The organism is Microbacterium sp. A93 (assembly GCF_051842835.1).
Genome location: NZ_JBPXMT010000002.1, coordinates 677,964 through 704,539, shown reverse-complemented (window position 1 = coordinate 704,539; position 26,576 = coordinate 677,964). Strand labels below are relative to the sequence as shown.

Sequence of the window (26,576 nt, the reverse complement as noted above, 5' to 3'; positions counted from 1 at the left end):
AACGCCCGTCAGCCTACGCCGCGGGGGCTCCATCCGGGGCGACCGGCTCGACCGTGCCGTCGTCCGGGGCACTCTGCGGCGTCGAGGGCTCCGGGTCTGTGCTGCTCGGGGCGGCGGACGAGGCGGGCGGGGTGGTCGGTGCCGGTTCGGTGGAGGACGGCGGTGGCGTCGTCTCCGCCGGGGTGGACGGGGGTGGGGTGGTGGGTTCCGGGCCCGCAGAGTACGTGACGATGATCCTTGAGCCCACCGGGACCTCGCCCGTCGGCGAGAGATCGAGCACGTTGCCGGCCGTGGAGTCATCCTGGACTTCCGTGGGAACCACGGTCATGCCCAGGCCTTCGAGTTGGCGCGTGACCTGATCGATGTTCTGGCCCTGGTAGGCCGCGGCCTGGATCGAGACCAGCTCCGGCCCGGCCTCGGAGGGGCTGGCCGACTCGGTGGTGGGTTCCGAGCTGCTGGGCGAGGCGGAGGCTGACTCCGAGGCGGACTCCGTGGTCGAGGAGCTCTGCGAGGCGGGAGGCGCCGAGGACTCCTCCTCACCGCCACCGGTCAACATCGGTCCCAGCCAGATGCCGAGGACGACGAACACGATCAAGGCCAGCAGGCCGATCATCGGCCACGTCCACGGGCTGCGCCGCTTGCGCCCGGCCGTGCGGTCCAGCTGGTCGTTGTACCCGGGCTCCGCGTCCGGCGAGCCGAACGCCCCGGTGCCGGTGCCGGCGTCGGGATGCTCAGTGGCGGAGATGGCACCGGCGGCACCGGATGTTCCCGCCGCACCCGTCACGGGCAGCGCGGAGGTCCCGGTTCGTTCAGCCCCGGACGCGCCGCTGATGACCTCGGTGGCGTGGGTCTGGGACATCCCCGAGTAGTCGACCGCCTGAGTCACGGCCTGGGTGGGGGCCCCCTGCGCGGCGGAGGCCGCGGCGGCGGCGCCACCGGTGAGGAACGGGATCATGCCGGGCACCGCGGCGGCGGCGGAGGCGGTGTCCTGACGGCGCAGCGCCTCGGCGGCCTCGGCCAGGGCGGTGGCGTTGGCGGGCCGCTCGTGGGCCTCCTTGGCGAGCATGGACATGATCAGGGCGCGCACCGGCTCGGGGATGGATTCCGTCAGCGGTGGCGGCGGGTCGTTGACCTGGGCCAGGGCGATGGCGATCTGCGACTCACCCGAGAAGGGGCGGTGCCCCACCAGGCACTCGTAGCCGATGACGCCGAGCGAGTAGATGTCCGAGGACCCGGTCGCCTGCTGGCCGGTGGCCTGCTCCGGGGCCAGGTACTGCGCCGTCCCCATGACCTGGCCCGTGGCCGTCAGCGGCACCTGGTCCGCGAGCCGGGCGATCCCGAAGTCGGTGACCTTGACGCGGCCATGGGGGGTGATCAGCAGATTGCCCGGCTTGATGTCACGGTGCACCAGCCCCTGGGAGTGGGCGGCCGAGAGGGCCCGGGCGGTCTGCGCCATGATATTCAGGGTGCGGTCCGGAGAGAGGACCTTCTCCTTGTCCAGGATCGCCGAGAGCGGCGGTCCGGGCACGAGTTCCATGACGAGGTAGCCGGAGCCGTCCTCTTCGCCGTAGTCGAAGACGTTGGCGATGCCCGGGTGGTTCAGCAGTGCGGTGTGCTGGGCCTCCGCCCGGAATCGGCGCAGGAAGTTCGGATCCCCGGTGTACTCCTCCTTGAGGATCTTCACCGCCGTCTGCCGTCCGAGGACCTTATCCTTGGCCTTCCAGACCTCACCCATTCCGCCGATGGCGATGCGTTCGGTGAGCTGGTACCTGCCGCCCAGCGTGATACCCGATGTCGGCCTCACTGTGTGACCACCGCCTCCATGATTTCCTTCAGGTTGGTCGACGTCAGCGCGCTGCCTTGGTCGAAGTCGATGTTCTGGTACACGATCGTGACGGCCACCTGGGGATCGTCCGCGGGCGCGAACCCGGTGATCCAGGAGTTGACCAGGTCGTTGTCCGCGCCCAACTGGGCGGTGCCGGTCTTGGCGGCGATGTCCACGGTCGCGGACTTCGCACGGTAGGCCGTGCCGCCGTCCAGGGGACCGCGCATCAGCTCGGTCATCTGCTCGGCGATCTCCGGGGTGGTGGAGCGCTTGAAGACCTCCGGCTGCACATCCTCCAGCAGGGTCAGGTCGGAGCCACGGATCGTGTCGATCAGTTGCGGTTTCATCAGCGTCCCGTCGTTGGCGATCGCGGCGGCCACCATGTTCATCTGCAGGGCGGTCGCCTTGACATCCCGCTGGCCGATCGATGACTGCGCCAGAGCGGCATCGTCCAGGTCGCTCGGGAACTGCGAGGCCGTCACCGACAGGGGGATCTCGAAGGACTGGTTGAAGCCGAAGTTCTCGGCCGTCTGGCGGATCCGGTCCTGGCCCAGCTCCATGGCGGCGGTGGCGAAGGGGGTGTTGCAGGACTGCGCGAAGATCTCCGCGAGGCTCGCCCGGTTCATGTTCCCGCACAGCCCACCGCCGAAGTTGCCCAGCTGGGTGCTCGAGTTCGGCAGGGTGATCGAGTCCGGGACGTCCAGCACCTGGTCCGGCTGGTAGTCACCGGATTCGAGCATGGCCACCGTGTCGATCAGCTTGAAGGTGGAGCCCGGCGCCGGCAGGGAGGCGGTGGGCCGGTTGACGTAGGGGCTCAGCCCGGGCACGGCCTGCAACTCCTCCATGTTGGCCGCGGCCGCCGCCCCGCTGTGCGTGGCCAGCAGGTTGGTGTCGTAACTGGGCTTGGAGGCCATCGCCAGGATCTCCCCCGTGCTCGGGTCGGTGATGACGGCGGAGGCCTGCACTCCGTCCGGCAACACGGAGTAGGCGAGTTCCTGCATGGTCGGATCGATCGTCAGCTCCACCTGGGCGCCCTCCATCTGGGTGCCGGAGAACAGCTGGATGAGGCGGTCCACGAACTGCCCGTCTGAGGAGCCGGCGAGGGACCGGTTGAGCTTGTCCTCCAGGCCGGTGGCGCCGAAGGTCAACGAGTAGAAGCCGGTCAGGCCAGAGTAGAGATGGGTGTCGTGGTAGACCCGTTGGTAGTTGAAGTCGTCATTGGACTCCACCGATTCGGCGATCGGGTTGCCGTCCACCAGGATCGGCCCGCGGGCGGATCCGAACTCCTGGTAGAGCTGGCGGGAGTTGAAGTCGTTGTTCTTCAGCGCGTCCGCGGCGACGACCTGGATGATGGAGATGGCCACGATCAGCACCATGAACATGGCGATGATCACGACCCACGTGTTGCGGATGGCCTGGTTCATGTGGTGACACCTCGCGCGGGCGTGGTCAGGGGGACCCCGGCTGTACGGTCCTGGTGACCGGATCCGGAGCCGGAGGCGTTGACCATGGGCCCGACGGACACCGGCTTGCGGGCGGACTGGGACACCATCAGCACGAGGGCCACCACGATCCAGTTGGCCAGCAGCGAGGAGCCGCCGGCGGCCATGAACGGGGTGGTGAGGCCGGTCAGCGGGATGACCATCGTGACCCCGCCGATCACCACGAAGCACTGCATGGCCATGGTGAAGGCGAGCCCGGCGGCCAGCAGCTTGCCGAAGGCGTCCCGGGTGCCCAGGGCGGCTCGCAGCATGCGGGTGACCAGCAGGACGAAGAGCATGAGGATGGCGGAGAGCCCGATGAAACCGAGCTCCTCACCGAAGGAGGCGATGATCATGTCCGAGTTGGCGTAGGCCACGATGTCTGGCCTGCCCCCGCCGAGTCCGGTGCCGACGAGTCCGCCCGAGGCGAGTCCGAAGAGCCCCTGGACGATCTGGTAGCTACCCGCGCCCCGGTTGTAGACCTCCGGATCGAAGGCGTTGAGCCAGGCGTCCACCCGGAGGCCCACGTGGGAGATCGTGTTCACGGCCAGCAACCCGCCCACGGCCACCAGGACCAGGCCGAGGATGATCCAGGACACCCGGGAGGTGGCCAGGTAGATCATGGCCATGAACAGGCCGAAGAACAGGATGGCGGAACCGAGGTCCCGCTGGAAGACCAGCACGCCCATCGAGATCAGCCAGGCGATGATCAGCGGCCCCATGTCCCGGAAGCGCGGGAAGGTCACCGGACCGAGCTTCTTACCGGCCAACAGGATCAGGTCCCGGTTGGCCGAGAGGTAGCCCGCGAAGAAGATGGCCAGGGTGATCTTGGCGACCTCACCGGGCTGGAAGGTGCCGAGGCCGAGGTTGATCCAGATCCTCGCCCCGTTGATCGTCAGGCCTAGGCCCGGGACGAGGGGCAACAGCAGCAGGATACCCGAGGCGGCCAGGAACAGGTAGGGCCAGCGCCGCAGCACGCGGTGGTCCTTGAGCAGCCACAGCAGGGCGATGGCCGCTCCCATCGCCACCACGGTCCACATCAGCTGGCGGCCGGCGGCATCGTCCCCCTCCGCCACATCGAGGCGGTGGATCATGGCGATGCCCAAGCCGTTGAGCGTGACGACGATCGGCAGGATATAGGGGTCCGCGTAGCGCGCGCGCAGGCGCAGCACGAGGTGGAAGACCAGGGCCATGATGGCCAGCACCGCCCCCTGCACCCAGTAGTCGGAGGTGATGGGGCGGTCCATGCCGAGGCCGGCGAGCAGGCTGGCGCCGATACCGATGCACAGTGCCAGGAGCAGCAGCACCAGTTCGGTGTTGCGCCGGGGGCGGGGGAGCGTTGGATCCTGGGGCATCAGCGATCACCTCCTGTGGTGCTGGTTGGCGGTGTGGCGGTGGCAGACCCCGAGGGTGATGCCGAGTCCGACGGCGAGCCGCCGGGGGACGTGGACGGGGTGGGCGAGTCGCTCGGGGACGGCATGGGATCCGGGGCCAGGGAATTCTCCAGCTGTTCCACGATCTGCTGGGCGTGTTCCAGGTCCCGGGCCGGCAGTCCGGATTCGACACGTTGGCGGGAGTAGGCCGGCAGCTGCTCCAGGGATATCTCGGTCTCCGTGTCCAGGTGTGCCAGCTCGATCGGACCGAGCCGTTGGGAGACGCCGTTGAAGATGGCCACCCGGCCGTCCTGCGCCCCCACGAAGTACTGGGTCTGCGTCCAGAGATACCCCCACAGCAGCAGGACCGCAAAGATCAGGGCCAGCAGGGCGGTGAAGACGGGGATGAACACGGAACGACGTCGGCGCGGCCGGTCCCCGTACCGGGTCTCCTCCCGGCCCCCCGGGCCCGAGGGGGACTCCGCGGAGGTGCCGTCCGCCACCCCGAGGTGTCCCCCGACGGCGTCCGCGGGAGCAGGGTCCGCCGAGTCGGCTGTGCCGGCGGTGGCGGCGGTGGCGGCCACGGGACCCACGGGAGGGCGGGTGCCCTCGGCCTGTTCGCCCAGGGAGGGGGCACCGGTGAGCAGTGCAGCCGCCCTCTTCTGGGTGCTGCGCCGGGTGACGATCGGGATCTTGCCGGTCTGGGTGGCCAGGTCGGCAGCCCCCACCAGGACGTGGGGGCGGGACTCGAGGTCCTCACGCAACAGGGAGGCGGAGACGGGCCCGGCTGGCGTGGGGGTGGCCGCCGCGAGGGCCTGCGGGGAGAGCTGCGCCGGGCTGCGGGCCCCGGCCTCGTCCTCGCTGGTCTCGTGGACTTCGAGCACCACCACGGTGACGTTGTCCGGTGCTCCACCGGAGAGCGTCAGCTCGACGAGCTCGTCCGCCACCGTCTGGAGGTCGGTGCGGTGGCGTAGTTTCTGCTCGATCACGCGAGGTGGCACCACGGCCGTCAGACCGTCCGAGCAGAGCAGCCAGCGCTCACCGGGGGCGGCATCCAGCGCATAGATGTCCAGTTCAGGCGAGGCGTCCACATCGCCGAGGACTCGCATGAGCACGTTCTTGTGGGGGTGGGACTCCGCCTCGGAGGGGTCCAGGCGTCCCTCGTCCACCAGTCGCTGGACGAAGGTGTGGTCGATGCTGATCTGCTCGAACGCATCGTCCTTGAACCGGTAGGCCCGCGAGTCGCCGATGTGGGCCACATGGACGGTCTCCCCGGCCAGGAGCAGGGCCGTGCAGGTGGTCCCCATCCCGGCCAGCTTGGGGCTGGCATGCACCAGGTCGTTGAGGATCAGGTTCGCGTTCTGGATCTCGTCCGGCAACACGGTGGCGGGGCTGGCATAGCCGCTGGCGTCCAGGGGGGCCAGGTCCAGCACGGTGGAGGCGCTGGCCACGTCACCGCCCACATGTCCGCCCATGCCGTCGGCGACGACGGCCAGATGCCGGCCGGCGTAGGCGGAGTCGTCGTTCTTCGACCTGACGCTGCCCACATCGGATCGCGCGGCGAAGCGGAGGACCAATGGCATGGAGCTCAGGACCTCAGTTCCAGCACGGTCTTGCCGATGCGGATGGCGGTGCCCGGGTCAACGGCCACCGTGCGGGTGAGCTGGGCGCCGGAGACGTAGGTGCCGTTGGTGGAACCCAGGTCCTCGAGGAACCACCGGGACCCCTGGGGGAACAGCCGGGCGTGCCGGCCGGAGACATAGTCATCGTCCAACACCAGGTCCGCCTCCTGGGCGCGGCCCAGCAACAGGGGCACGCCGTGCAGATCGACCACGGAACCCTTCAGCGGCCCCTCGGTGACGTGCAGCTGGGTCGGCAGCGGGCGGGTCTGTTGTTGGCCCGTGGTGTTCCCAGCGGATCCCACTGAGCCCGGCGCGGCGGTTCCGGAGGTCCCGCCGGCGGCGACCGGGGCCGGGGCGGCGGAGGTGCCCCGGGGGCGGACCTTGTTGCGTGCCCCCACCATGAGGTCGCGCCCCTGGGAGGAGACGATCGAGATGATCAGGATCCACAGCACCAACAGCAGGCCCAGCCGTAGTGCGGCAACGGCGAGTTCGCTCACTCAGTGACCTCCCTGATGAGGTGTCTGACGGGCGGGAAGCATCCGGAAGACCATGGAGACCCGGCCCATCCGAATGCGGTCACCGTCCCGCAGCACCGTGGAACCGTCCACCTTGCGGTCGTTGACGTGGAAGCCGTTGGTGGAGCCGAGGTCGACCGCCATGACGGTCGCCCCCCGGGTGATGATCTCCAGGTGGCGGCGCGAGACACCCGTGTCCTCCACCAGGATGTCCGCGTCGGCCGCCCGGCCCAGCACGATCGAGTCCGCATTGAGCCCGTACTTGCGGCCATCGATCTCCAGGACCGGCTGCAGTGACACCTCCGGCCGTGCGGGCTGGGACGGTTCGGCGGGGCGTTGCGGTGAGGGGCTGGAGGACGGCCGCCGCACCTCTGGTCGCGGGGACGGCGGCGGAACGGGGTGCGGGACGGGCGCTGCGGCAGGGACCGGGGCGTTGCGGTCGACCGGGGCCTGGTCCACCGCGGCAGCCGAGCCGGTCCCGGTCGGTGCCGGGCCGGCGTCGCGCGTGGGGGTCGAACCGCCGGTCTTGTCGGAGAGGGAGTCGATGCTCAGCTTGCCGGCACGCAGTTCCGAGTCCTCCACGAAGGTGACCCGGACGGGACCGTGCAGGGTGTACCCCTGGTCCCGGGCGTGCCGGATGGCCTCGTCGCAGAGTTCCTCCGCCAAGGCGGAGCCCCACTTGCGGGCCTGCTCGAAGTCCGTCGTGGAGAACCGGATCGTGAAGACATTGGGCACGAACGTGCGGCCCTCGGAGAGGACCATGGACTCGTCGTCCATGGTCAGTCTCAGGGCATTGGCGATCTCCACGGGCTTGACTGCCCGGGAGCCGCCGGCCGAGAAGGCTGACTGCACAGCCTTCTCCAGGCCGCGCTCGAGGTTATCCAGAAGACCCACGAGGGGTAGTCCTTTCCGCAGATGTCTTTGACGATAGTACGCGGGACGCATGAGCAATCTGTGAGGAGCAGGCCGTTGACGGGTTGCAATGCGGTGTCGAACGGTGTCGATGGGGCGGCGGGAGCGGCGTGCACGGCCCCGATTTGGGAATCGGGCCGAGATCGGGATAAGCTAGATCCTGCTGTTCTGACCGGTACGAAGGATTCCATACAGGCCCTTTCGACCGGGAAGTACAGACCAAGACCTCGCGCGAGTGGCGGAATTGGCAGACGCGCTGGCTTCAGGTGCCAGTGTTCGAAAGAACGTGGGGGTTCAAGTCCCCCCTCGCGCACGCGAGTTGTCCACGAAGGCCCCGGATCACTGATCCGGGGCCTTCTGTCATTCCTGGGGAACGCTGCACATCTCAGCATGCAGTGACCATGCGAATGTCATGCGAACTTCCGGCATGTCGGGGCCACAGCGAGGACGACACCCGGAAATTCGCATGACGACTGCGGACGGGCGGCCATGGCTGAGCTGGCAGGCCACAGCGATTCTGCCGAGTCACAGCGATAATCCGTGTGGCCCGGCAGGATCACTGCGGCCGGCGGTGTACACCGTCTCAGTCCGTGGCCCGCGGCATCGGCTTGGCGAAGCGGTCCAGGAAGGGACCGTTGAGGGGCCGGTGCTCCCTCCAGTGGGTCTCGACCGCCTGCTCGTAGTAGCCCACCAGGGCCTCGGTGGCCGCCCGCCAAGAGTGCCGCTCGGCCTCGGCACGGGCCGCGACGGCCATCGCCGCACGCCGCCCGGTATCGGTGAGCAACAGCGTCAGGCGGTCCACCCAACCGCCCACGTCCTCGGCGTCGACCAGGAAGCCGGTGCCGCCGTCGTCGATCACGAAGGGGATGCCCCCCGCGCGGGCGCCCACCACCGGCACGCCCGAGGCCATGGACTCCAGGGCCACCAGCCCCAGCGTCTCGGTGACGGAGGGAAAGGCGAAGACGTCCGCGCTGGCGTAGGCCGCGGCCAGGTCGGTTCCGGACAGATACCCGGTGAACACGGTGTGCCCGGGGTCGAAGCGCTTCTTCAGGTCCTCCAGGTACGGCCCGGAGCCCACCATGGCCAGCCGCGCCCCGGGTACGCGCTCACGCAGCCGCTGCATCACCTCCACCAGCCGGTCCAGACCCTTCTCCCGGCTCATCCGGCCCACGTAGGCGACCAGCGGGGCGTGGGGATGACCATCCGTCAGCGTGGCCCGCATCCCGCCGCTCCACGTCGCAGGGTGGTACGCCACCGTGTCCACCGCCTTGGGCCAGAGCTCCACCCGTTCGATGCCGACCTGCCGGGCTCGGTCCACCATGGGACCGGAGGTGCACAGGTTGACCTCGGCCTTGTTGTGCAGGAATTGGGTCCAGGACTCGATCGGATGCCGGGCCCAGCCGACCCGGAGGGATTCCGTGTACTGGGGTACGTCGGTGTGGAAGCTGGCCAGCAGGGGCAGGTCGCGCCGGCCGGCCGAGAGCACGCCGTAGGCGGACAGCCAGATCGGGTTGACGGTGTGCACCACATGCGGGTGGAAGGACTCCATCCTGCGGGCGATGGCCGGGGTGGGGACCCCGACCTTCAGCTCCGGGTAGAGGAACCGCAGCGAGAAGCTACGCACCCTCACGACCTCGTGACCGGCATACTCCGCCGGGGGATCACCGGGGGCGAAGACCAACACCTCGTGGCCCAGCTCGCCCAGCTGTTCCAGGGTGCGCACCACCCGGGTCACCACGCCGTCGATCTTCGGCAGGAAGACCTCGGTGAACAGGGCGATGCGCATGCGGCGCCTAGGAGACCGGCGAGACCGGCGAGACCGGAGCAGCTGCGGGGGCTGGAGGGATCGAAGTGGCTGGCGCGACTGGCGAGTCCGACGGGGCCGACGAGTCCGACGGGGCCGACGCCGGCACGCCGGCCTGCTGCTCGGCCGTCCACAGCGAGGTGGCCGGCACCTTGGACAGGTCCGCACGGTCCTTGTACTTCCCGGCGATCTGTTCGACCTCCAGCAACAGCCCCTCGGACAGGGTGGTCGGGTTCAGGCCCAGGTCCAAGAACGCGTCGTTGACCACGTGCAACTCGTTCTCCGCGGACTCCTTGCGCGGGTTCGGCACCATCGCCACCTCGGCCCCGGTGATCCGGCCGATCAGGTGGGCCAGGTCCCGGACGCGGTGGGTCTCGGTCATCTGGTTGAAGATCTTGACCCGGTCGCCGGCGGCCGGCGGGTTCTCCAGGGCGATCTGGATGCAGCGGACCATGTCCTGCAGGTGGATGAACGCGCGGGTCTGCCCACCGGTGCCGTGCACCGTCAACGGGTAACCCACGGCGGCCTGCATGAGGAAGCGGTTGAGCACGGTGCCGTAGTCCCCGTCATAGTCGAACCGGTTGATCAGCCGCTCATCACGCTGGGTCTGCTCGGTGTGGGTGCCCCAGATGATGCCCTGGTGCAGGTCGGTGATCCGCAGCGAGTCGTTCTTCACGTAGTAGGCGAAGAGATGCTGGTCCAGGACTTTGGTCAGGTGGTAGATCGAGCCCGGGTTGCTCGGGTACAGGATCTGCTGCTCGATCCGGTGCGGCTCTACCGAGACGCCCGCGCGGCTGCCCGCTGCGTCCGCAGGATCGCCGGTGGCCGTGACCTCGACGTCCAGGTAGCCCTCCGGGATCTTCAGCCCCGCGGTCCCGTAACCGTAGACGCCCATGGTGCCGAGGTGGACCAGGTGGATGTCATGGCCGGACTCCACGGTGGCGGCCAGCACGTTGTGGGTGGCATTGACGTTGTTGTCCACGGTGTAGCGCTTGTTCCGGGGGGACTTCATGGAATAGGGGGCGGCGCGCTGCTCGGCGAAGTGGACCACCGCGTCCGGCCGCTCGGAGCGGAAGAACCCCACGAGACCCTCGTAGTCCTGGGCCACGTCCAAAAAGGTGAAGCCGATCTGCCGGCCGGAGACCTCCTTCCAGGCGGCCCGGCGCTCGGACAGCGAGCGGATCGGCGTCAGCGACTCGGCCTCGAGTTCCCCGTCGATCACCCGGCGGGAGAAGTTGTCCACGATGATCACGTCATGGCCCTGGTCCGAGAGGTGCAGCGCGGTGGGCCAGCCGCAGAAGCCGTCGCCGCCGAGGATCACGATCTTCACAAGGTCTCCCATTGCTGGTTGGGTGAGGAAGGGTTGCGCCGAGCCTATCCAAGGTCGGCGGCGGCATGGTGCCGAGCCGTTCACCCGGAGTTCATCCCCGGACCGGGAATAGAATCCACCGGGGTATAGTTCTATTGAATGTTCAACCAAATCTGGTGGAACGGACGGACTGCGGTCCGGACGCCACCTGCTATCTATGAGGAGACCTCACATGACCGCAATGACCCCCGGTACCTGGAACCTGGACGCCACCCACACCGACGTTGACTTCACCGTCCGTCACGCCGGCATCTCCAAGGTGCGCGGCACCTTCAACGCCGTCGAGGGCGCCCTCGTCGTCGGCGAGGACCACAACGCCTCCTCCGTGAAGGTCACCATCGATGCCAACTCCATCGACACCGGCCAGCCGGACCGCGATGGCCACATCAAGTCGGCCGACTTCTTCGAGACCGAGGCCCACCCGAACATGATCTTCGAGTCCACCGAGGTGCGCGGCGACGCCGCCGGCGAGTTCACCCTGGTCGGCCAGCTCACCATCAAGGGTGTCTCCCAGCCGGTCGAGCTGAAGGCCGAGTTCGGTGGCCAGACCATCGATGCCTTCGGCATGACCCGTGCGGGCTTCGAGGCCACCGGTGAGATCTCCCGCAAGGAGTTCAACATCAACTGGAACGCGCCGCTGCAGGCCGCTGCCGGTGGCGTGCTCGTCTCCGACACCGTCAAGATCCAGATCGACGCCTCCTTCGTGCTGCCCGCCGAAGAGGGCGCCCAGGCCTGAGCCTGACCCCACCTCCTGCGCAACTGCAGGTCAGAAGAGGCCCGTTGTCCCGGATTCTCCCGGGAGGACGGGCCTCTTTCGGCTTCCGGATGAGCCACCGCATCTGGGCGAATCGGCCCGGGGATCAGGCGGTGGCGTCGTTCGCCTCGTGTTGGGCGAGACCCTGGTCCACGCCCGGCCGGTCCGGGAACATCAGGTTGTAGGTCAGTCCGGCGATCGCCGCGCCCACGAGCGGGGCCACCAGGAACAGCCACACCTGGCCCAGTGCCTCGCCGCCGGCGAACCAGGCCACGCCCAGGGAGCGGGCGGGGTTGACCGAGGTGTTGGAGACCGGGATGGCGATCAGGTGGATCAGCGTCAGGGACAGCCCGATCGCCAGGGGACCGAAGCCCACCGGGGCCCGCCGGTCCGTCACGCCCAGGATCACGTACAGGAACACGGCGGTCAGGACGATCTCGATGATCAGCACGGACAGCAACGAGTAGCCGTCCGGGGAGCGTTCGCCGTAGCCGTTGGTGGCGAAACCGGACTCCACGGCGCTGAACCCCTCCTTGCCGGAGGCGATGGCCAGCAGCACGGCCCCGGCCACCGTGGCGCCCAGGATCTGGATGAGGATGTAAGGGCCCACGTCGGACCACCTGGTCCGGCCCGCCAGGGCCGTGCCGAGCGTGACGGCCGGGTTGAAGTGGCCGCCGGAGACGTGACCCACGGCGTAGGCCATGACGAGCACCGTCAGGCCAAAGGCCAGGGCCACTCCGAGGTAGCCGACGCCCATGTTGACGCCCGCCCCCTCATCCAGGACCTGGGCGGCGAGGACGGCGGTGCCACAACCGCCGAACACGAGGACGAAGGTGCCGATGAACTCGGCGAGCCAGCGGGCGGTGGTGCTGTGCGGGGATGCAGATGACATGCGGACCTCCGGTGTGATGACGGGGCGCCACCGCCCGCCCGCCGAGCGGCAGGAGGTGCGGCTGGTCGCTGCAGTCCAGTATCACCACTGGCGCAGGCCGGGGGCACCCCTAGACTGGCTGAGACGACCACCAGCCGATGCACCGCGCCACGGGGCGCGGCACTCAGGAGGACCGACATGGCCGCAAAGACCCCTCATCAGAACACCACCTTCGCCCTGCCGGAGAAGGAGGGTTCCGCCGGCGGCGTGAACCTCGGGCACGGATATCTGGCGACCCCGGAGGCCGGCTCCGGGCCCGGCGTGATCGTGATCCAGGAGTGGTGGGGCCTGACGGACCACGTGCGGGACGTCTGCGACCGCCTCGCCGCCGAGGGCTTCACCGCCCTGGCCCCGGACCTCTACGGCGGCTGGGTGGCCCATGACGGGGACGAGGCCGGTCAGATGATGCAGAACCTCCCCGCCGAGGCCGGTGCCCACCAGCTGGCCGGTGCCGTGGACTACCTGCTGACCCTGGACTCGGTGACCTCGAAGACCGTGGGCACCGTGGGCTTCTGCATGGGTGGCGGCTTCGTGCTGGCGCTCGCCGCCGAGCAGGGCGAGAAGGTCTCCGCGGCCGTGCCCTTCTACGGCGTGGGCCAGGCCGTGCCGGACTCCTACGCCGGGGTGAAGGCCGCCATCCAGGGCCACTATGCCGAGCAGGACTCCATGTTCCCGCCCGAGGACGCCCGCGCCCAGGAGCAGCAGATCCGCGAGGAGTCCGGCACCGAGGTCGAGTACTTCTTCTACGACGCCCCGCATGCCTTCCACAATGACGAGAACCCTCAGGGCAACTACCGCCCCGAGGAGGCCTCGCTCGCCTGGTCCCGCACCGTTCAGTTCCTGAAGGACAAGGTCAAGTAACCGCCCGTGGCCCCTGCTGACGCGGCCCCCTCCGGGGTGTCCGGCCCCGGTGCCCCGGTCCCGGACACCCTTTTCCTCTCCACCGTCCCCGGTGCCTCGCCCTCCAAGTGGGTCGAGCGCTTCACCTCGCGTGAGCGCCGGGTCCGGCTGGTGAATCACGACGTCGGCGCGCAGGCGGCCTTCCTGGCCCCCGGGCCCGGGGGCTCGGCACCGCGCGGAATCCCGCAGCTGGGCTACCTGCGCTGGCGCCTCGACTCCTCCCCGGAGGCCCTGTTGGCGTCCTCCGGCGTGGACCCGGAGGACGTCCACGTGGTCCGGTTCTACGAGGAGGATCCCGTGGTCTGCGTGGGCGAGGACCACCTGCTGGCCGCATGGGACGTCGAGGACGACGGCCCGGTTCCCGCGGCCGAGCTGGACCCGGCGGAGCTGATGGACCCGGAGCGCTTTGCCCCGCCACCCCCCGCCGACCCGCTCGAGACCCCCGAGGTCCCCGGGTCCGCGGAACGGATGGCCGTGGAGATCGTGGCCAGCGGTGCCGGCCACGTGGTGCTGCCCGCCTCCGTGGCCCGCATGTTCGGGCGTAAGGACGTGGTGGTGCTACCCCTGGTCCGGGACGCCGTCCACCCCGGCTGGGGCGTGGGCCTGGCCTGGCTGCGGGCCGTGGACTCCCAGCTCGTGCAGGACTTCATCGGCGCCGCGAAGGGCCGGCGCCCCAGCTCCTCCCGGAACGACCACCTGCGGGACGCCCCCTCCGGGACGACGCCGGCCGGCCGACCCCGGGCGGGATCCAGCACCCCGCGCTCGGGGCAGGCGGCAGCATCAGGCTCCGCCCGCGCGTCGGGCCCCTCCGGCAGGACCGGCCGCGGTGCCCGGGGTGGAAAGGGCACCCCGGGCGGCAAGGGGTCCAAGGGCGGCCGGCGCCGCTAGCTAGCCCAGACGCCCCGGCTCGGAGGACTCATACGAACTCTCTTGCTCCAGGGGGACGGGCTCGGTGCCGCGCCAACGGGCGATGACCGTCATCAGGTGGTACACCACCAGCACGGCGGCCGTACCCAGGGCGATGCCGCCGAACTTCATCCCCCCGAAGTCCAGGGTCGGGTCCGCGATGGCCACGATCAGACCGGCGCCGGCGGCCATCAGGTTGATGGTGTTGGAGAAGTCCACCCGGTTCTGCACCCAGATGCGCACACCCATCACGCCGATCATGCCGTAGAGGATGATCCCGGCCCCGCCCGCGACCCCGGCGGGGATGGTGTTGATCAGCGCACCGAACGTGGGGAAGAAGGCCAGGGCCAGGGCGAAGAACCCGGCGACCCAGTAGGCGGCCGTGGAGTAGACGCGGGAGGAGGCCATGACCCCGATGTTCTCGGCGTAGGTGGTGGTGCCCACGCCGCCGCCGAGCCCGGAGAGGGTGGTGGACAGGCCGTCGGCCATCAGGGCCCGGCCGTTGGAGGCGTCCAGGTTGCGGTTCGTCATCAGCCCGACCGTCTTCACGTGGCCGATGTTCTCCGCCACGAGCACCAGCACCACGGGCAGGAAGAGGAACAGCACGTCCCAGTGGAACTCGGGGGCGTGGAACGGGGGCAGGCCGAACAACCCGGCCTCCCCGACGGGGGAGAAGTCGATCTGGCCCTGGGCCAAGGCCACGAGGTAGCCGACCACGATCCCCAACAGGATGGACAGTCGGCCCAGCAACCCCTTGAACAACACGGCCGTCACCACGATGGCCAACGCCGTGGCGAAGGTGGTCAGCGGGACCTCGACCATGGCCTCCGTGGTGGAGCCGGCCAGGTTCAGCCCGATCAGCGCCACGATGGTGCCCATCACGACCGGCGGCATCAGGGCGTGGATCCACCCGGTGCCGGCCTTCTGCACGATCAGGCCCACGAGGAACAGGGCCACCCCGGTGACGAGCACCCCGCCCAGGGCCCCGCCGATCCCGTGCTGGTTCATGGCCGCCCCGATGGGGGCGATGAAGGCGAACGAGCTGCCGAGGTAGGAGGGCACCCGGCCGGCCGTGATGATCAGGAACAGCAGCGTGCCGATACCGGAGAAGAACAGGGAGGCCGTCACCGGGAATCCCGTGATGGTGGGCACCAGCACCGTGGCACCGAACATGGCCATCACGTGCTGGACGCCCACGCCGATCGTCTGAGGCCAGGCGAGGCGTTCGTCCGGGGCCACCACCTCCCCCGGCGAGATGCGCCGCCCGTCGCCGTGCAGAGACCAGGTGAGGCCGAGCCGGGAGGCGAGCGGCCGGCGTCGCGCCCTCGGGTTTTCACGGCCTGACGGGCGGGGATGGTGCGCGGAAGAGGGCATCGGAATCCTTTGGGACAGGGGAAGTCAACTGAGCGGTAGGGTACCGTTGATTTGTGACTGATTTTGTGGGTGTCATCGGCGAGGCGCTCGTCGACGTCGTCCTTTCCGACACCGCGACGCCGCGGGCCCACGTGGGCGGCAGCCCCCTCAATGTGGCCGTGGGACTCGCCCGTCTCGGCGAGAACGTGTTCTTCACCGGCCGCTACGGCTGCGACGAGTACGGGACCATGGTCCGCGAACACCTGCAGCGCAACGGCGTGGTCTCGGTGCTGGCGCCGGACGAGCTGCCGACCTCCGTGGCGACGGCCCGTCTCGACCCCACCGGCGTGGCGCACTACGACTTCGACCTGGACTGGTCCCTGCCCGAGACCTCCGAGATCGCCCGGTTGGTCCGGGGCGTCCTGGAACAGGGCGGCCAGAGACGCGCACTGCGGCACCTGCACACCGGGTCCATCGCGACGATGCTCGAACCGGGTGCCTCCACCGTCATGGAGTTGCTGGCCACGCTGGAGCCGGACGTCACCCTGAGCTATGACCCCAACTGCCGGCCCTCGATCGTCCCGGACCGTGCCACCGCCCGGCGCCGGGCCGAGGAGTCGGTGGCGCTCGCGGACATCGTGCACGCCTCCGATGAGGACCTCGCCTGGTTGTACCCGGAGCGTTCCCTCGAGGACGTGATCGTCGAATGGCAGCGGATCGAGCCGGCCATGGTGGTGGTGACCCGCGGGGAGGCCTCCCTGCTGTGTGCCACCGCAGCCGGGCTGAGCGAACATCCCGTAACCCCGGTGGAGGTCGCGGACACCGTGGGTGCCGGTGATTCCTTCACGGCGGCCCTGCTGGTGGCCCTGAAGGACCGGGGGCTGCTGGGGGCGGAGAACCGGGAGCGGCTGCGGGGGATCAGCGCCGAGGACACCACCTCGGTGCTCGCCTATGCGGCCCGGGCGGCCGGGATCACCTCCTCCCGACTGGGCGCCGATCCGCCCACCCGGGACGAACTCGGCTGAGAGTGCATCTGAACCTGCATCTGAACCCGCAGCTGAACCCGGCCCGCCGCCGGCTGGAGGGCCGCACAGCCTAGAATGGCTGTATGCTCCGCCCAGATCCGTCCTTCGTTCCGGCACCGCCGGCCCTGGCCGGTCCGGCCCGCCGACCCCGCATGATCGCCAGCGACCTGGACGGCACCATCATCGGCTACGACCACACCCGCACCGGATTCATCACGGGACGGACGGTGGAGGCCTTCCAGGCGGCGCACGACGCCGGCATCCAGGTGGTCTTCGTGACCGGCCGGCCGATCCGCTGGCTGACCCCCCTGACCGAGGCCTTGGGCCACGCCGGCCCCGTGATCTGTTCCAACGGCGCCGTGGTCTACGACCTGGTCCGGGATGAGGTGGTCGAATCCCTGCCCATGGACTTCGAGACGATGTTGCAGGCACGCGACATGATCGCCGTCCTGGACCCCTCCGCGTCCTTCGGCGTGGAGACCGTGGAGGGATTCCTCCTGGAGGAGGCCTTCCTGGAGCGGAGCGCCCTGAACGGCCCGCCCCCGGAGCTCGCCGCGGGGATCCGCGTGGGCACCCGCATCCAGGAGGTGCTGCCCGAGGACCCCTCGGTGGTGAAGTTCCTGGCCAAGACCCGGTCCAGTGAGCCGGACGCCTTCCTGGCCGAGGTGCGCCACCTGTTGGGCGACCTGCTCGCCGTCACCCACTCCGCTCCGGGCGTGGCACTGGTGGAGATGTCCCGGCCGGACGTCAACAAGGCCACCACCCTGGCGGGCTTCGCCGCGGAGCTCGGGATCTCGGCCCAGGAGGTGGTGGCGTTCGGGGACATGCCCAATGACCTGGAGATGATCTCGTGGGCCGGCACCGGTTATTCCGTGGCCTCCGGGCACCCCACCCTGCTGGCCGCCGCCGACGCCGTGGCCGGGGCCTGTGACGACGACGGCGTGGCCCAGGAGATCGAGCGCCTGCTGACCTTGGACTGAACCCGGGCCGGCGGGCCGGGACGGCCCAGTGCGGGCCGGCGCGGCGGACCCGGTCAGTACCGTGAGGCCTACCGCTCGTGCGTGTAGGCCACGTAGACGTCACACGGCGCCTGCGAGGCCACGTCCCGGGCGATGCTGCCCAGCATCCGCGCCATCCCCTGGACCCTCTTGTTGCCGACCACGACCACGTCCGCCTTCAGCCGCTCGGCGGCCTGGACGAGGGCGTCGCCCGGCTTGCCCTCGGCGGCCGCGGTGCGGATGGTGAGACCGGGGAAGTCACCCTGGAGCTTCTGGGCCACGGACCGGGCGATCTTGAGCGCCTCTTCCTCATTGCTGTAGTGGAACTTCTCCGGCCCACTCTCGAACGTGGTGGATTCGTAGCGGCCGTAGGCGCAGATCAGGTGCAGGGTGGCACCCAGTCCGGTGGCCAGTTCGGCGGCCTTGCGAGCGGCTGCAGCCGCCGTCTCGCTGGCGTCCACTCCGGTGATGATGGTTGAGGTCATGGTGCGACTCCTTCGACGGGCCCGTCCCTGATATGGGGTAGGGCGGAGTCTACCCAATCACGGGCCGCCCCTGCCCGGCGCCGGGGGTGCTGGCGTTAGGGTGGCACCGTGAAGCGTTCCAGCCTGCCTCCGTACCTGAAGGACTCACGGCCCGGCCGTCGCCGGTGGCCCCTGGCCTTCGCACACCGCGGCGCAGACACGGCCCGGGAGAACACCCTGACGGCCTTCCGCAACGCCGTGGAGCGGGGCTACGGATACCTCGAACTCGATGTGCGCACCACCTCCGATGGCGTGCTGATGGTCTTCCACGACGAGTCCCTGGACCGCAACACCACCGGGACCGGGCGGCTCTCCGATCACACGGCGGACGAACTCAGCCGGCTGCGGGTGATCGATCCGGCCGGCACCGCGCGCCCCGCGGCGGTGGGCACGGCCGGGCCGGACCCGCTCGAGGGCGAGCACCTGTTGCGCTTCGAGGACCTGCTCACCGCCTGGCCGGACGTACGCCTGAACGTGGACCTCAAGGATGACGCCGCGGCGGAGGCCATTGTGCCGGTCATCGCCCGCCATGACGCCTGGGACCGGGTGCTGATCGCCTCCTTCCATGATGCCCGACGACGGCGCTTCACCCGGGCGGCCGGGCGGCGGATCGCGATGTCCGGGGGATGGCTGGCCATCGCGGCCCTCGTGGCCGCGGCACCACTGGGGCTGACCCGGTTCGTGGGGCGCCGGCTGGCCCACGTGGACTGTGTCCAGGTCCCCGTGAAGCAGGGTCCGATCACCGTGGTGACGCAGACGTTCGTCTCGCGATGCCAGGCGGCCGGCCTGCAGGTCCACGTCTGGGTGGTGGACGACCCGGCGGAGATGGAGCGTCTGCTGGCCCTGGGCGTGGACGGGTTGATGACAGACGACGCCGAGGCCCTGGCCTCCGTGATGGAGGCGCGCGGCTACTGGCCACAGCGGGGGGAGGGGTGACCTGCACAGCTGCGAGGTATGGGCCGGCGGCCGATACCGTGGTCGCATGACTCAGCCTTCGTCCCAGATTCCCGACTTCATCGCGGACCAGACCCTGACCCCCGGACGCCTCGGGGCAGGCTCCGACCCGGGGGACGAGGTCCTCGACCCGGTCGCGGAGGTGCCTGTCCCCTCGGGCCCCGCGGTGGCGACCGGCACGGAGGAGGCGGGCGCCGCCGTCGTGCGCATGCGGCAGGCCGCCACCCTGCGCCTGGCCCACCCCCGGCGCTTCCGGGCCGCCCAGCTCAAAGGCCTGCGCCGGCTGCTGGAGGAGGAGGCCGCGGCGATCTGCGCGGCGCTCGCCGCGGACCTGGGCAAGCCCGCCACCGAGGCCATGCTCACCGAGGTCCAGCCCACCCGCGCCGAGGTGGACCACGCGCTGCTCTACCTCACGGACTGGATGGAGCCGCAGTCCGCCAAGGTCCCGCTCAGCTTCCGGCCCGCCGCCGCCAAGATCGAGGCGCGGCCGCTGGGGGCGGTGCTGGTCATCGCCCCGTGGAACTACCCCTTCATGCTGCTGATGGCCCCGCTGGTGGCGGCCATGGCCGCCGGCAACACCGTGGTGCTCAAGCCCAGCGAGAAGGCCCCGGCCACCTCCGCGCTGATCGGACGCCTCATCCCCCAGTACCTGGACCCGCGGGCCGTCGCGGTGGTGCAGGGCGGGGCGGACGCCGTGCAGGCGCTGCTGGCCGAGAAGTTCGACCACATCTTCTACACCGGCGGGGAGCGCGTGGGCCGGATCGTCTACGAGGCCGCCGCGAAGCAGCTCACCCCCGTCACCTTGGAGCTGGGTGGCAAGTCCCCCTGCGTGGTGGCGGACGGGCGGAACTGGCCCGCGATCGCCCGGCGGATCGCCTTCGGCAAGTTCACCAACGCCGGCCAGACCTGCGTGGCCCCGGACTACGTGCTGGCGGTGGGCGAGGAGAGCCAGCGTCAGCTGGAGAAGCACCTGCCCCAGGTCATCGCGGAGTTCTACGGGGCGGACCCGCAGCAGTCCCCGGACTACGGGCGGATGGTCACCACGGAGCACCTGGAGCGCACCGTGGCCTTACTCGAGGAGGCCCTGGCCGGTGGTGACGGGCGCGCCCCGGCGCGGCTCGTGCACGGTGGCCGGGCCGATGTCTCCGATCGGTTCCTGGAGCCGACCGTGCTGGCGGACGTGCCCGCCGACAGCGCCCTGATGGCCGAGGAGATCTTCGGACCCGTCCTGCCCATCATCCGGGTGGACACCTTCGAGGAGGCGGTGGAGTTCATCACCGCCCGCCCCCACCCGCTGGCCGCCTACCTGTTCACCGACAAGCACCGGTACCACCGGGCGTTCGAGGAGCGGATCACCGCCGGGGGCATGGCCTTCGACGTGGCCCTGCTGCAGGTGGGACTGACCACGCTGCCCTTCGGCGGGGTGGGGCCCTCCGGCATGGGGAACTATCACGGGCGGGCCGGCTTCGAGACGTTCTCCCAGCTGCGCTCGGCCCTGACCAAGACGGACCAGGTGGACACCCTGCGCATGGTCTACCCGCCCTACACGTGGGCCAAGCGCCAGGCCCTCAAACGCCTGCTCTGAGGGGTGGGGTCAGGCGATGACCGCGTCCACGATGGCCTTGGCCTCCGCCTGGACCTGGGCGAGGTGCTCGGCACCGAGGAAGGACTCGGCGTAGATCTTGTAGACGTCCTCGGTGCCGGAGGGGCGGGCGGCGAACCAGGCGTTCTGCGTGGTGACCTTCAGACCGCCGATCGCCGCGCCGTTGCCCGGGGCCTCCGTCATCTTCGCGGTGATCGGCTCCCCGGCCAGCGTCTCCGCCGTGACGTCCGCCGGGGACATCCGCTTCAGCTGGGCCTTCTGCTCCGTGGTGGCGGCGGCATCGATCCGGGCGTAGACCGGATCGCCGTACTGCTGGACCAACTCCGCGTAGTACTGCGAGGGGGACTTGCCCGTCACCGCTCGGATCTCCGCGGCCAGCAGGCACAACAGCAGCCCGTCCTTGTCGGTGGACCAGGCGCTGCCGTCGAAGCAGACGAACGAGGCGCCGGCGGACTCCTCCCCGCCGAACACCCCCGTGCCCTCCAGCAGGCCGGGCACGAACCACTTGAAGCCCACCGGCACCTCCACGAGGTCCCGGCCCAGGCCCGCGGCGACCCGGTCGATCATCGAGGAGGAGACCAGGGTCTTCCCGACGCCGGCCCCGGCCGGCCAGCCGTGCCGGTGCCGGTACAGGTAGTCGATGGCCACGGACAGGAAGTGGTTCGGGTTCATCAGCCCGCCGTCCGGCGTCACGATCCCGTGGCGGTCGGCGTCCGCGTCGTTGCCCGTCGCGATGTCGAAGGGCGCCTCGCCATCCGCCCCGGGCCGCATCCGCTCGATCAGGGAGGCCATGGCGTTCGGGGAGGAGCAGTCCATCCGGATCTTGCCGTCCCAGTCCAGGGTCATGAACCCCCACTGCGGGTCCACCTCCGGGTTCACCACGGTCAGGTCCAGGCCGTGACGGGTGCCGATCTCCCCCCAGTACCCCACGGAGGCCCCGCCCATGGGGTCGGCGCCGATGCGCACCCTGGCCTGCCGGATGGCGTCCAGATCGATGACCTTCGGCAGATCGGAGACGTAGCGGTCCAGGAAGTCGAAGGTGCCCAAGGCCTCGTGGGCCAGCGCCTCGGCCAGCGGGATGCGCACCACGTCCGCCAGCCCGCCGGCCAGCAACTCGTTGGCGCGGTCCGCGATCCAGTCGGTGGCCTCGGTGTCCGCGGGTCCGCCGTGGGGCGGGTTGTACTTGAATCCCCCATCTGCGGGCGGGTTGTGGGAGGGTGTGATGACGATCCCGTCGGCCTGCCCTGCGGCGGCCGTGGCCTCCGCGTTCAGGGACAGGATGGCGTGGGAGATCGCCGGGGTGGGGGTGTATCCGTCCCGGGAGTCGATCAGGGTGTGCACCCCGTTGCCCATCAGCACCTCGAGCGCGGTGTCCTGTGCGGGAGCCGAGAGCGCGTGGGTGTCCCGGCCCATCAGCAGGGGTCCGGTCACGCCCTGCGCCGCCCGGTATTCCACGATGGCCTGCGTGATGGCCGCGATGTGGTCCTCGTTGAACGAGGTCTTCAGGGAGGACCCCCGGTGGCCGGAGGTGCCGAAGGAGACCCGCTGGGCCGGATCAGCCGGATCCGGGTGCCTCTGGGTGTAGGCCTCGAGCAGTGCGGGCACGTCCACCAGGTCCTGTGGCATCGCCCGGGTGCCGGCCCGCTCGGCGGCGGGCAGGACGGACTCGGCGGCGGCGGTGTGCTCGGGGGTGGAGGCATTCTCAGCGGTCATGGCTCCACTGTTCCACGTCCGGCAGACCGACGGTAGATTCCCGCTGAACTGAGAAGCAGGCCCGTCACGAGGCGTCCGGAGACCCCTCCTCCGCGCTGGTCACCGTGCGGATCAGCTCATCCAGCTCGGGATCCCGACGCCGCTCCGCCTCGTCACAGCGTAGTGATCCCTCCCCGCAGCTCACCGCCCACTGGAATCCGTCCCGTGCCGCGCTGCGCCCCCGCCGCAACCGGCGCTCAGAAGGTGCCCGCTCCTCCTCCGGATCGGGGTGGTTCCGGGCCTCTTCCGACCTCGGGTTGCCCTCGGTCGAGGTCGAGTCGTCCCCGGTGCGGCGTGCGATCCGGTGCGCCGCGCGCGCGGCCGCGTGGCCGTCGTCGGGAATCTCCGCCGTCCACCGCCGCAGCAGACCGGCGATGCCCCCGGAACGTTCCACGATCACCGTGAACACCGCGGACCGCGCCTCCGGGACCGGCGCGGTGCGGTCTGGCGGACCGGTGGGTGCTTCCATGGCGCCAGCCTAGGCAGGCGGTGGGGTGCCTGTCAGCACCCCGACCTGTTGCCAGGCCCGGCGCACCGCCTGCGCCACCTCGTCCCCGAACCGGTCCCGGCCGGCCGCCACGGTGGCCTCGGCGAACCCCGCGAAGTCGATGTCCGAAGGGATCGACTCCCCGGTGACCACGTCGAACCAGATCTGGCCGGCCCGCTCCCAGGCGTGACCGCCGAGGGCCACGGCGGTCAGATGGAAGGCCTTGTTGGGGATGCCGGAGTTCACGTGCACGCCCCCGTAGTCCGCCTCGGTGACCACGAAGTCATCCATATGGGCCGGCTGCGGGTCCCGGCCCAGTCGGGGGTCATCGTAGGCGGTGCCCGGCTCGGCCATGGACCGCAGCCCGCGGGCCTGGACCCCGGGCCCGAAGACCTCGGCGCCGATCAGCCACGAGGCGCCCTCCGCCGACTGCCGCCGGGCGAACTGGTCCACGAGCGCCCCGAGCACGTCCGAGAAGGACTCGTTCAGCGCCCCGGGCTGTCCCTCGTAGTCCAGGTCCGTGGAGTACTGCATGAGCCCATGGCCCAACTCGTGGCCGATCACGGACAGGGACGGCGTGAACCCGGTGAAGATCACCCCGTCCCCGTCCCCGAAGACCATCTGCGTGCCGTCCCAGAAGGCGTTGTCATAGCGGTGCCCGAAGTGCACCGTGGCCAGCAGTCCGAGCCCGGTCCCGTCCAGTGAGGACTGCCGGTAGATCTGCTCGAGGAAGGTGTGCACCGAGCCGATCCCGTCATAGGCCTCGTTGACGGCCGGATCCGGGACCGGCGGTTGCCCCTCGGCCCGGACGGTGAGGCCGGGCAGCTCCTCGGTGTTCTGCGCATCGGAGACGGTCCGGTCCAGAGTCCCGCTCGGGGCGCTGATCGCCTGACGTGGCACCAGGCGCCGGTGACGGGCCTCGCGGACCTGTTCATCCAACTCCAGCACGCGGCCCAGATCCGGGCCGCGGATGCCCTCGGTCTGGGCCAGGGTCTGTCCCGTGAGGCGCAGTTCCTCCAGCATGTACGGCGGTACCGCGCAGCGGCGCGGCGGAGCGGGCACGACGTCGGCCGGCATCGGGCGCCTTCGGCCCGCCTGCCCCGCGCCCTGCCCCGCGCCCTGCCCCGCGGCCTGCCTCGCGGCCTGCCTCGCGGCTCGCTTGCGGGCCTCTGCCTCACGGTATGACGTCATCGAACCCCTCCAGTCCGCCCCAGCATCCGGTCTCATCCCCACTGTTCCCCCACTGTTCCCTCACCGTGCTCGACAAGCTATCCGGTGACGGCCCGCGTGCCCAGCGCCGGCTGTCGGTGGAATGGCCGGCAGGGGCTGTGGAGGACGGGCCGTGGCCCGGGTGGTTCCGTAGACTGGAGGCCAGAGAAGAGCAGGCCGACCATCCCGGAGGGGAACCATGTCCGATCCGGACCCACACCAGCACGGCCAGCACGGTCAGTCATCTGAGTCTTCGGGCGACTACCGCCCCTTCAACGATCCGAAGCACCCGTCGTGGTACTCGGATGCGGCCGGGGCGGCACCGGTGCCGCCCGTTGCCCCGCCGGCGCCGCAGCGATCCGCGGCCCAGGACGCGGCCGCACGCAATCCCTATGCCGATCAGCCGCTGGCCGGCCCCTATGGCAACGGTCAACCGCAGTACCCGATCCACGGCCAGTACCCGGTGATCACCAACCAGCAGCGTCAGCCGGGGAACCCCTACCCGGCCTCCGGCCCGGGTGTCCACAGTGCTTACGGTGGGTCCGGCGCACCGGTCAACGGCATGGCGATCGCCGCTATGGTGCTGGGCATCGTCGGTGTGGTCTCCGGCGGCTTCCTGCTCGTGCCACAGGTTTTGGCGATCGTCTTGGGCCACCTCAGCCTGAACAAGGACCGGCAGAGTCGGGGATTCGCGATCGCCGGCCTGGTCATGGGTTACCTGGTCACCGGGTTCTGGGTCCTCGGGGTCATCGGCTTCATGGGGCTGCTGGCCACCTACTAGCACCGGCCTATGGCCCCGCCACCCGGCAACTCCTGCTCTGCACCCCGCCGCTCTGCCGGCAGGGCGGCCGGATGGCTCAGGGGGCCAGCAGCTGTTCCATCCGGGCCGCCAGCGCCAGCAGCTGCCCCTCGGTTCCCGGACGTCCGATGGCCTGGACGGACCAGTTCATCCCCTCGGTGTCCCGCAGCACGGGCACGGAGACGGCCGGCAGCCCCATCACGTTCACCATGGAGGTGTACGGGGTGAAGCGGCACTGGAATTCGTAGTCTTCCGCCGGCGGCAGCGCCGTGAAGGCGCCGATAGCCGGCGGCGCGAAGGCCAGGACCGGGGTGAGCACCACGTCATGGGCCGCCAGGTGCCGCCGGGCATCGGTGGCCCAGGCCGTGAGCCGCTCCACCGTCTCGGTGATGAGGGACGGGGAGTAGCCCCGGGCCAGTTCCAGGAAGTGCGTGGAGAGCGGGCCCAGCAGCGCTTCGGCTCCCTCCGGCAGCGGTACCCGGGTCAGGGCCGAGGTCCAGACCGTCCGGAAGTCCGAGTGGTAGCCGGGGGCGAAGGCGAGATCGGCCTCGACGACCTCGTGGCCGTCCCGGCCCAGGGCAGCGGCCGCGGCCGTCAGTGCATCCACGGCAGGCCGGGCCAGGGTGATCGCCAGGTCCGGGGAGAAGGGGGACGCGGTGGAGAAGCCGATCCGCAGCGGCCCCGGCTCCGCCTCCAGCGCGCGGGCCAGGCTGCGGCCCTCACCACCGGGGCCGTCCAGCATGGCGTCGTACAGCAGGGCCGCATCGGCCGCATTGCGGGCCAGCGGACCGGAGACCGTGAGGTTGCGCACCGAGTCCTCCTGCAGATCCGTGGGGACGGTGCCGCGGCCCGGTTTCAACCCGACCAGCCCGCAGGCCGCTGCGGGGATCCGGACGGACCCGCCGCCGTCGCTCCCGGGGGCGAAGGGGAGCATCCCGGACGCGACGGCGGCCGCGCCGCCTCCCGTGGACCCACCCGGCGTGCGCGTGGGGTCCAGGGGATTGCGTGCCGGCGCCGAGATCAGGTTCTCCGAGTGGCAGGGCAGAGCGAACTCGGGGACGGTGGTCTTGCCCGTGGACAGGGCGCCGGCGGAGTGCACCGCGTACACCAGCTGATCGTCCTCCTGGGCCGGGGGGGCCTCCGCGGCCACCCGCGAACCGAAGGTGGTGCGCATCCCGGCCACGTCCACCACGTCCTTGAAGGCCAACGGCATACCGTGCAGGGCGCCGGCGGGGCCGGCGTCGGCCAGATGTTCATCCAGTTCCGCCGCCCGCCGCAGGGCGGATTCCGGAGCGAGGGAGATGAAGGCTCCCAGTTCGGGGTTGCGTCGGGCGGTCACGGCCAGGAAGTGCCGGGTGACGGCCACGGCCGACTCCTGCCCGACCGCCAGGGCGTCGCGCAATTGCAGTGCGGTCAGACGGGCCAGATCGGGCCGTTCGGCGTCAGCATCCTGAAAGGTCATGCCTTCCACTGTAACGAG

Annotated in this window: 23 protein-coding genes and 1 tRNA gene; 9 read left to right on the top strand and 15 right to left on the bottom strand. The window is 70.2% G+C overall.

The genetic code is table 11. The features are described 5' to 3' along the window. Window positions 1-13: 13 nt before the first annotated feature. The 6 genes from ACSU1G_RS07555 to ACSU1G_RS07530 are packed head-to-tail and all read right to left on the bottom strand — an operon-like array spanning window position 14 to window position 7,710. Entirely contained in the window at window positions 14-1,804 is a 1,791-nt protein-coding gene (locus ACSU1G_RS07555) for a protein kinase domain-containing protein (protein ID WP_439279300.1), read from the bottom strand. After that, window positions 1,801-3,249 (bottom strand): penicillin-binding transpeptidase domain-containing protein, encoded by a 1,449-nt coding sequence (locus ACSU1G_RS07550; protein WP_439279299.1) that lies wholly within the window; start codon window positions 3,247-3,249, stop codon window positions 1,801-1,803. Before ACSU1G_RS07550 ends, ACSU1G_RS07555 begins: the two co-directional genes overlap by 4 nt. Continuing rightward, window positions 3,246-4,661, bottom strand: coding sequence for an FtsW/RodA/SpoVE family cell cycle protein (locus ACSU1G_RS07545; RefSeq protein ID WP_439279298.1), 1,416 nt, complete (start codon window positions 4,659-4,661; stop codon window positions 3,246-3,248). The genes ACSU1G_RS07550 and ACSU1G_RS07545 overlap by 4 nt, the downstream gene beginning before the upstream one ends. Beyond that, window positions 4,661-6,262 carry a BofC C-terminal domain-containing protein gene (locus ACSU1G_RS07540; RefSeq protein ID WP_439279297.1) on the bottom strand — a complete coding sequence of 534 codons (1,602 nt, stop codon included), beginning with the start codon at window positions 6,260-6,262 and terminating at the stop codon, window positions 4,661-4,663. The genes ACSU1G_RS07545 and ACSU1G_RS07540 overlap by 1 nt, the downstream gene beginning before the upstream one ends. Before the next feature lie 5 nt (window positions 6,263-6,267). Further along, window positions 6,268-6,798, bottom strand: a complete 531-nt coding sequence (locus tag ACSU1G_RS07535) for an FHA domain-containing protein FhaB/FipA (RefSeq protein ID WP_439279296.1) — start codon at window positions 6,796-6,798, stop codon at window positions 6,268-6,270. Next, complete coding sequence (locus tag ACSU1G_RS07530) at window positions 6,799-7,710, bottom strand: FhaA domain-containing protein (protein ID WP_439279295.1); 912 nt, start codon at window positions 7,708-7,710, stop codon at window positions 6,799-6,801. Between the two features lie 247 nt (window positions 7,711-7,957). On the opposite strand from ACSU1G_RS07530, the gene ACSU1G_RS07525 reads away from it, so the two are divergent. After that, window positions 7,958-8,041 (top strand) — tRNA-Leu (locus tag ACSU1G_RS07525). A 270-nt stretch (window positions 8,042-8,311) separates the two neighbouring features. Here the strand turns inward: ACSU1G_RS07525 and ACSU1G_RS07520 are convergent. After that, window positions 8,312-9,514: a glycosyltransferase family 4 protein gene (locus ACSU1G_RS07520; protein WP_439279294.1), complete on the bottom strand. Its 1,203-nt coding sequence runs from the start codon at window positions 9,512-9,514 to the stop codon at window positions 8,312-8,314. Between the two features lie 7 nt (window positions 9,515-9,521). Further along, window positions 9,522-10,862: an NAD-dependent epimerase/dehydratase family protein gene (locus ACSU1G_RS07515; protein ID WP_439279293.1), complete on the bottom strand. Its 1,341-nt coding sequence runs from the start codon at window positions 10,860-10,862 to the stop codon at window positions 9,522-9,524. Between the two features lie 211 nt (window positions 10,863-11,073). On the opposite strand from ACSU1G_RS07515, the gene ACSU1G_RS07510 reads away from it, so the two are divergent. Beyond that, window positions 11,074-11,637, top strand: a complete 564-nt coding sequence (locus ACSU1G_RS07510; protein WP_439279292.1) for a YceI family protein — start codon at window positions 11,074-11,076, stop codon at window positions 11,635-11,637. A gap of 124 nt (window positions 11,638-11,761) precedes the next feature. Here the strand turns inward: ACSU1G_RS07510 and aqpZ are convergent, their stop codons facing one another. Continuing rightward, entirely contained in the window at window positions 11,762-12,547 is a 786-nt protein-coding gene (gene aqpZ / locus ACSU1G_RS07505; protein ID WP_439279291.1) for an aquaporin Z, read from the bottom strand. A gap of 177 nt (window positions 12,548-12,724) precedes the next feature. Between aqpZ and ACSU1G_RS07500 the strand changes: the two genes are divergently transcribed. Together ACSU1G_RS07500 and ACSU1G_RS07495 are read left to right on the top strand one after the other, a co-directional pair. Next, a complete protein-coding gene (locus ACSU1G_RS07500) occupies window positions 12,725-13,447 on the top strand; it encodes a dienelactone hydrolase family protein (RefSeq protein ID WP_439279290.1) in 723 nt (240 codons plus the stop codon). 6 nt (window positions 13,448-13,453) lie between these two features. Beyond that, window positions 13,454-14,374, top strand: coding sequence for a LysR family transcriptional regulator substrate-binding protein (locus ACSU1G_RS07495; RefSeq protein WP_439279289.1), 921 nt, complete (start codon window positions 13,454-13,456; stop codon window positions 14,372-14,374). On the opposite strand, the gene ACSU1G_RS07490 is transcribed toward ACSU1G_RS07495, so the two are convergent. Next, window positions 14,375-15,766: a uracil-xanthine permease family protein gene (locus ACSU1G_RS07490; RefSeq protein ID WP_439279288.1), complete on the bottom strand. Its 1,392-nt coding sequence runs from the start codon at window positions 15,764-15,766 to the stop codon at window positions 14,375-14,377. It abuts the gene before it with no gap. A gap of 53 nt (window positions 15,767-15,819) precedes the next feature. Between ACSU1G_RS07490 and ACSU1G_RS07485 the strand changes: the two genes are divergently transcribed. Continuing rightward, window positions 15,820-16,770, top strand: a complete 951-nt coding sequence (locus ACSU1G_RS07485; RefSeq protein ID WP_439279287.1) for a carbohydrate kinase family protein — start codon at window positions 15,820-15,822, stop codon at window positions 16,768-16,770. Window positions 16,771-16,853: 83 nt separating this feature from the next. Beyond that, window positions 16,854-17,750 carry an HAD family hydrolase gene (locus tag ACSU1G_RS07480; RefSeq protein WP_439279286.1) on the top strand — a complete coding sequence of 299 codons (897 nt, stop codon included), beginning with the start codon at window positions 16,854-16,856 and terminating at the stop codon, window positions 17,748-17,750. Between the two features lie 68 nt (window positions 17,751-17,818). On the opposite strand, the gene ACSU1G_RS07475 is transcribed toward ACSU1G_RS07480, so the two are convergent. Then, window positions 17,819-18,253, bottom strand: coding sequence for a universal stress protein (locus ACSU1G_RS07475; protein WP_439279285.1), 435 nt, complete (start codon window positions 18,251-18,253; stop codon window positions 17,819-17,821). A 108-nt stretch (window positions 18,254-18,361) separates the two neighbouring features. Between ACSU1G_RS07475 and ACSU1G_RS07470 the strand changes: the two genes are divergently transcribed. Next, window positions 18,362-19,228 carry a glycerophosphodiester phosphodiesterase family protein gene (locus ACSU1G_RS07470; RefSeq protein WP_439279284.1) on the top strand — a complete coding sequence of 289 codons (867 nt, stop codon included), beginning with the start codon at window positions 18,362-18,364 and terminating at the stop codon, window positions 19,226-19,228. A gap of 46 nt (window positions 19,229-19,274) precedes the next feature. Next, a complete protein-coding gene (locus ACSU1G_RS07465; protein ID WP_439279283.1) occupies window positions 19,275-20,831 on the top strand; it encodes an aldehyde dehydrogenase family protein in 1,557 nt (518 codons plus the stop codon). Window positions 20,832-20,840: 9 nt separating this feature from the next. Here ACSU1G_RS07465 and pgm read toward each other — a convergent pair whose 3' ends face one another. The 3 genes from pgm to ACSU1G_RS07450 form a co-directional block, all read right to left on the bottom strand. Then, window positions 20,841-22,562: a phosphoglucomutase (alpha-D-glucose-1,6-bisphosphate-dependent) gene (pgm, locus tag ACSU1G_RS07460; protein ID WP_439279282.1), complete on the bottom strand. Its 1,722-nt coding sequence runs from the start codon at window positions 22,560-22,562 to the stop codon at window positions 20,841-20,843. Between the two features lie 64 nt (window positions 22,563-22,626). Continuing rightward, the gene (locus tag ACSU1G_RS07455; protein WP_439279281.1) at window positions 22,627-23,070 is read right to left on the bottom strand and encodes a hypothetical protein; all 444 of its coding nucleotides are present in this window, start codon (window positions 23,068-23,070) and stop codon (window positions 22,627-22,629) included. Between the two features lie 9 nt (window positions 23,071-23,079). Then, complete coding sequence (locus ACSU1G_RS07450) at window positions 23,080-24,279, bottom strand: M4 family metallopeptidase (protein WP_439279280.1); 1,200 nt, start codon at window positions 24,277-24,279, stop codon at window positions 23,080-23,082. A gap of 217 nt (window positions 24,280-24,496) precedes the next feature. Here ACSU1G_RS07450 and ACSU1G_RS07445 point away from each other — a divergent pair, with 217 nt between their 5' ends. Continuing rightward, window positions 24,497-25,078, top strand: a complete 582-nt coding sequence (locus tag ACSU1G_RS07445) for a DUF4190 domain-containing protein (protein ID WP_439279279.1) — start codon at window positions 24,497-24,499, stop codon at window positions 25,076-25,078. Between the two features lie 76 nt (window positions 25,079-25,154). On the opposite strand, the gene ACSU1G_RS07440 is transcribed toward ACSU1G_RS07445, so the two are convergent. Continuing rightward, window positions 25,155-26,558, bottom strand: a complete 1,404-nt coding sequence (locus ACSU1G_RS07440) for an amidase (protein ID WP_439279278.1) — start codon at window positions 26,556-26,558, stop codon at window positions 25,155-25,157. Between the last annotated feature and the right edge of the window lie 18 nt (window positions 26,559-26,576).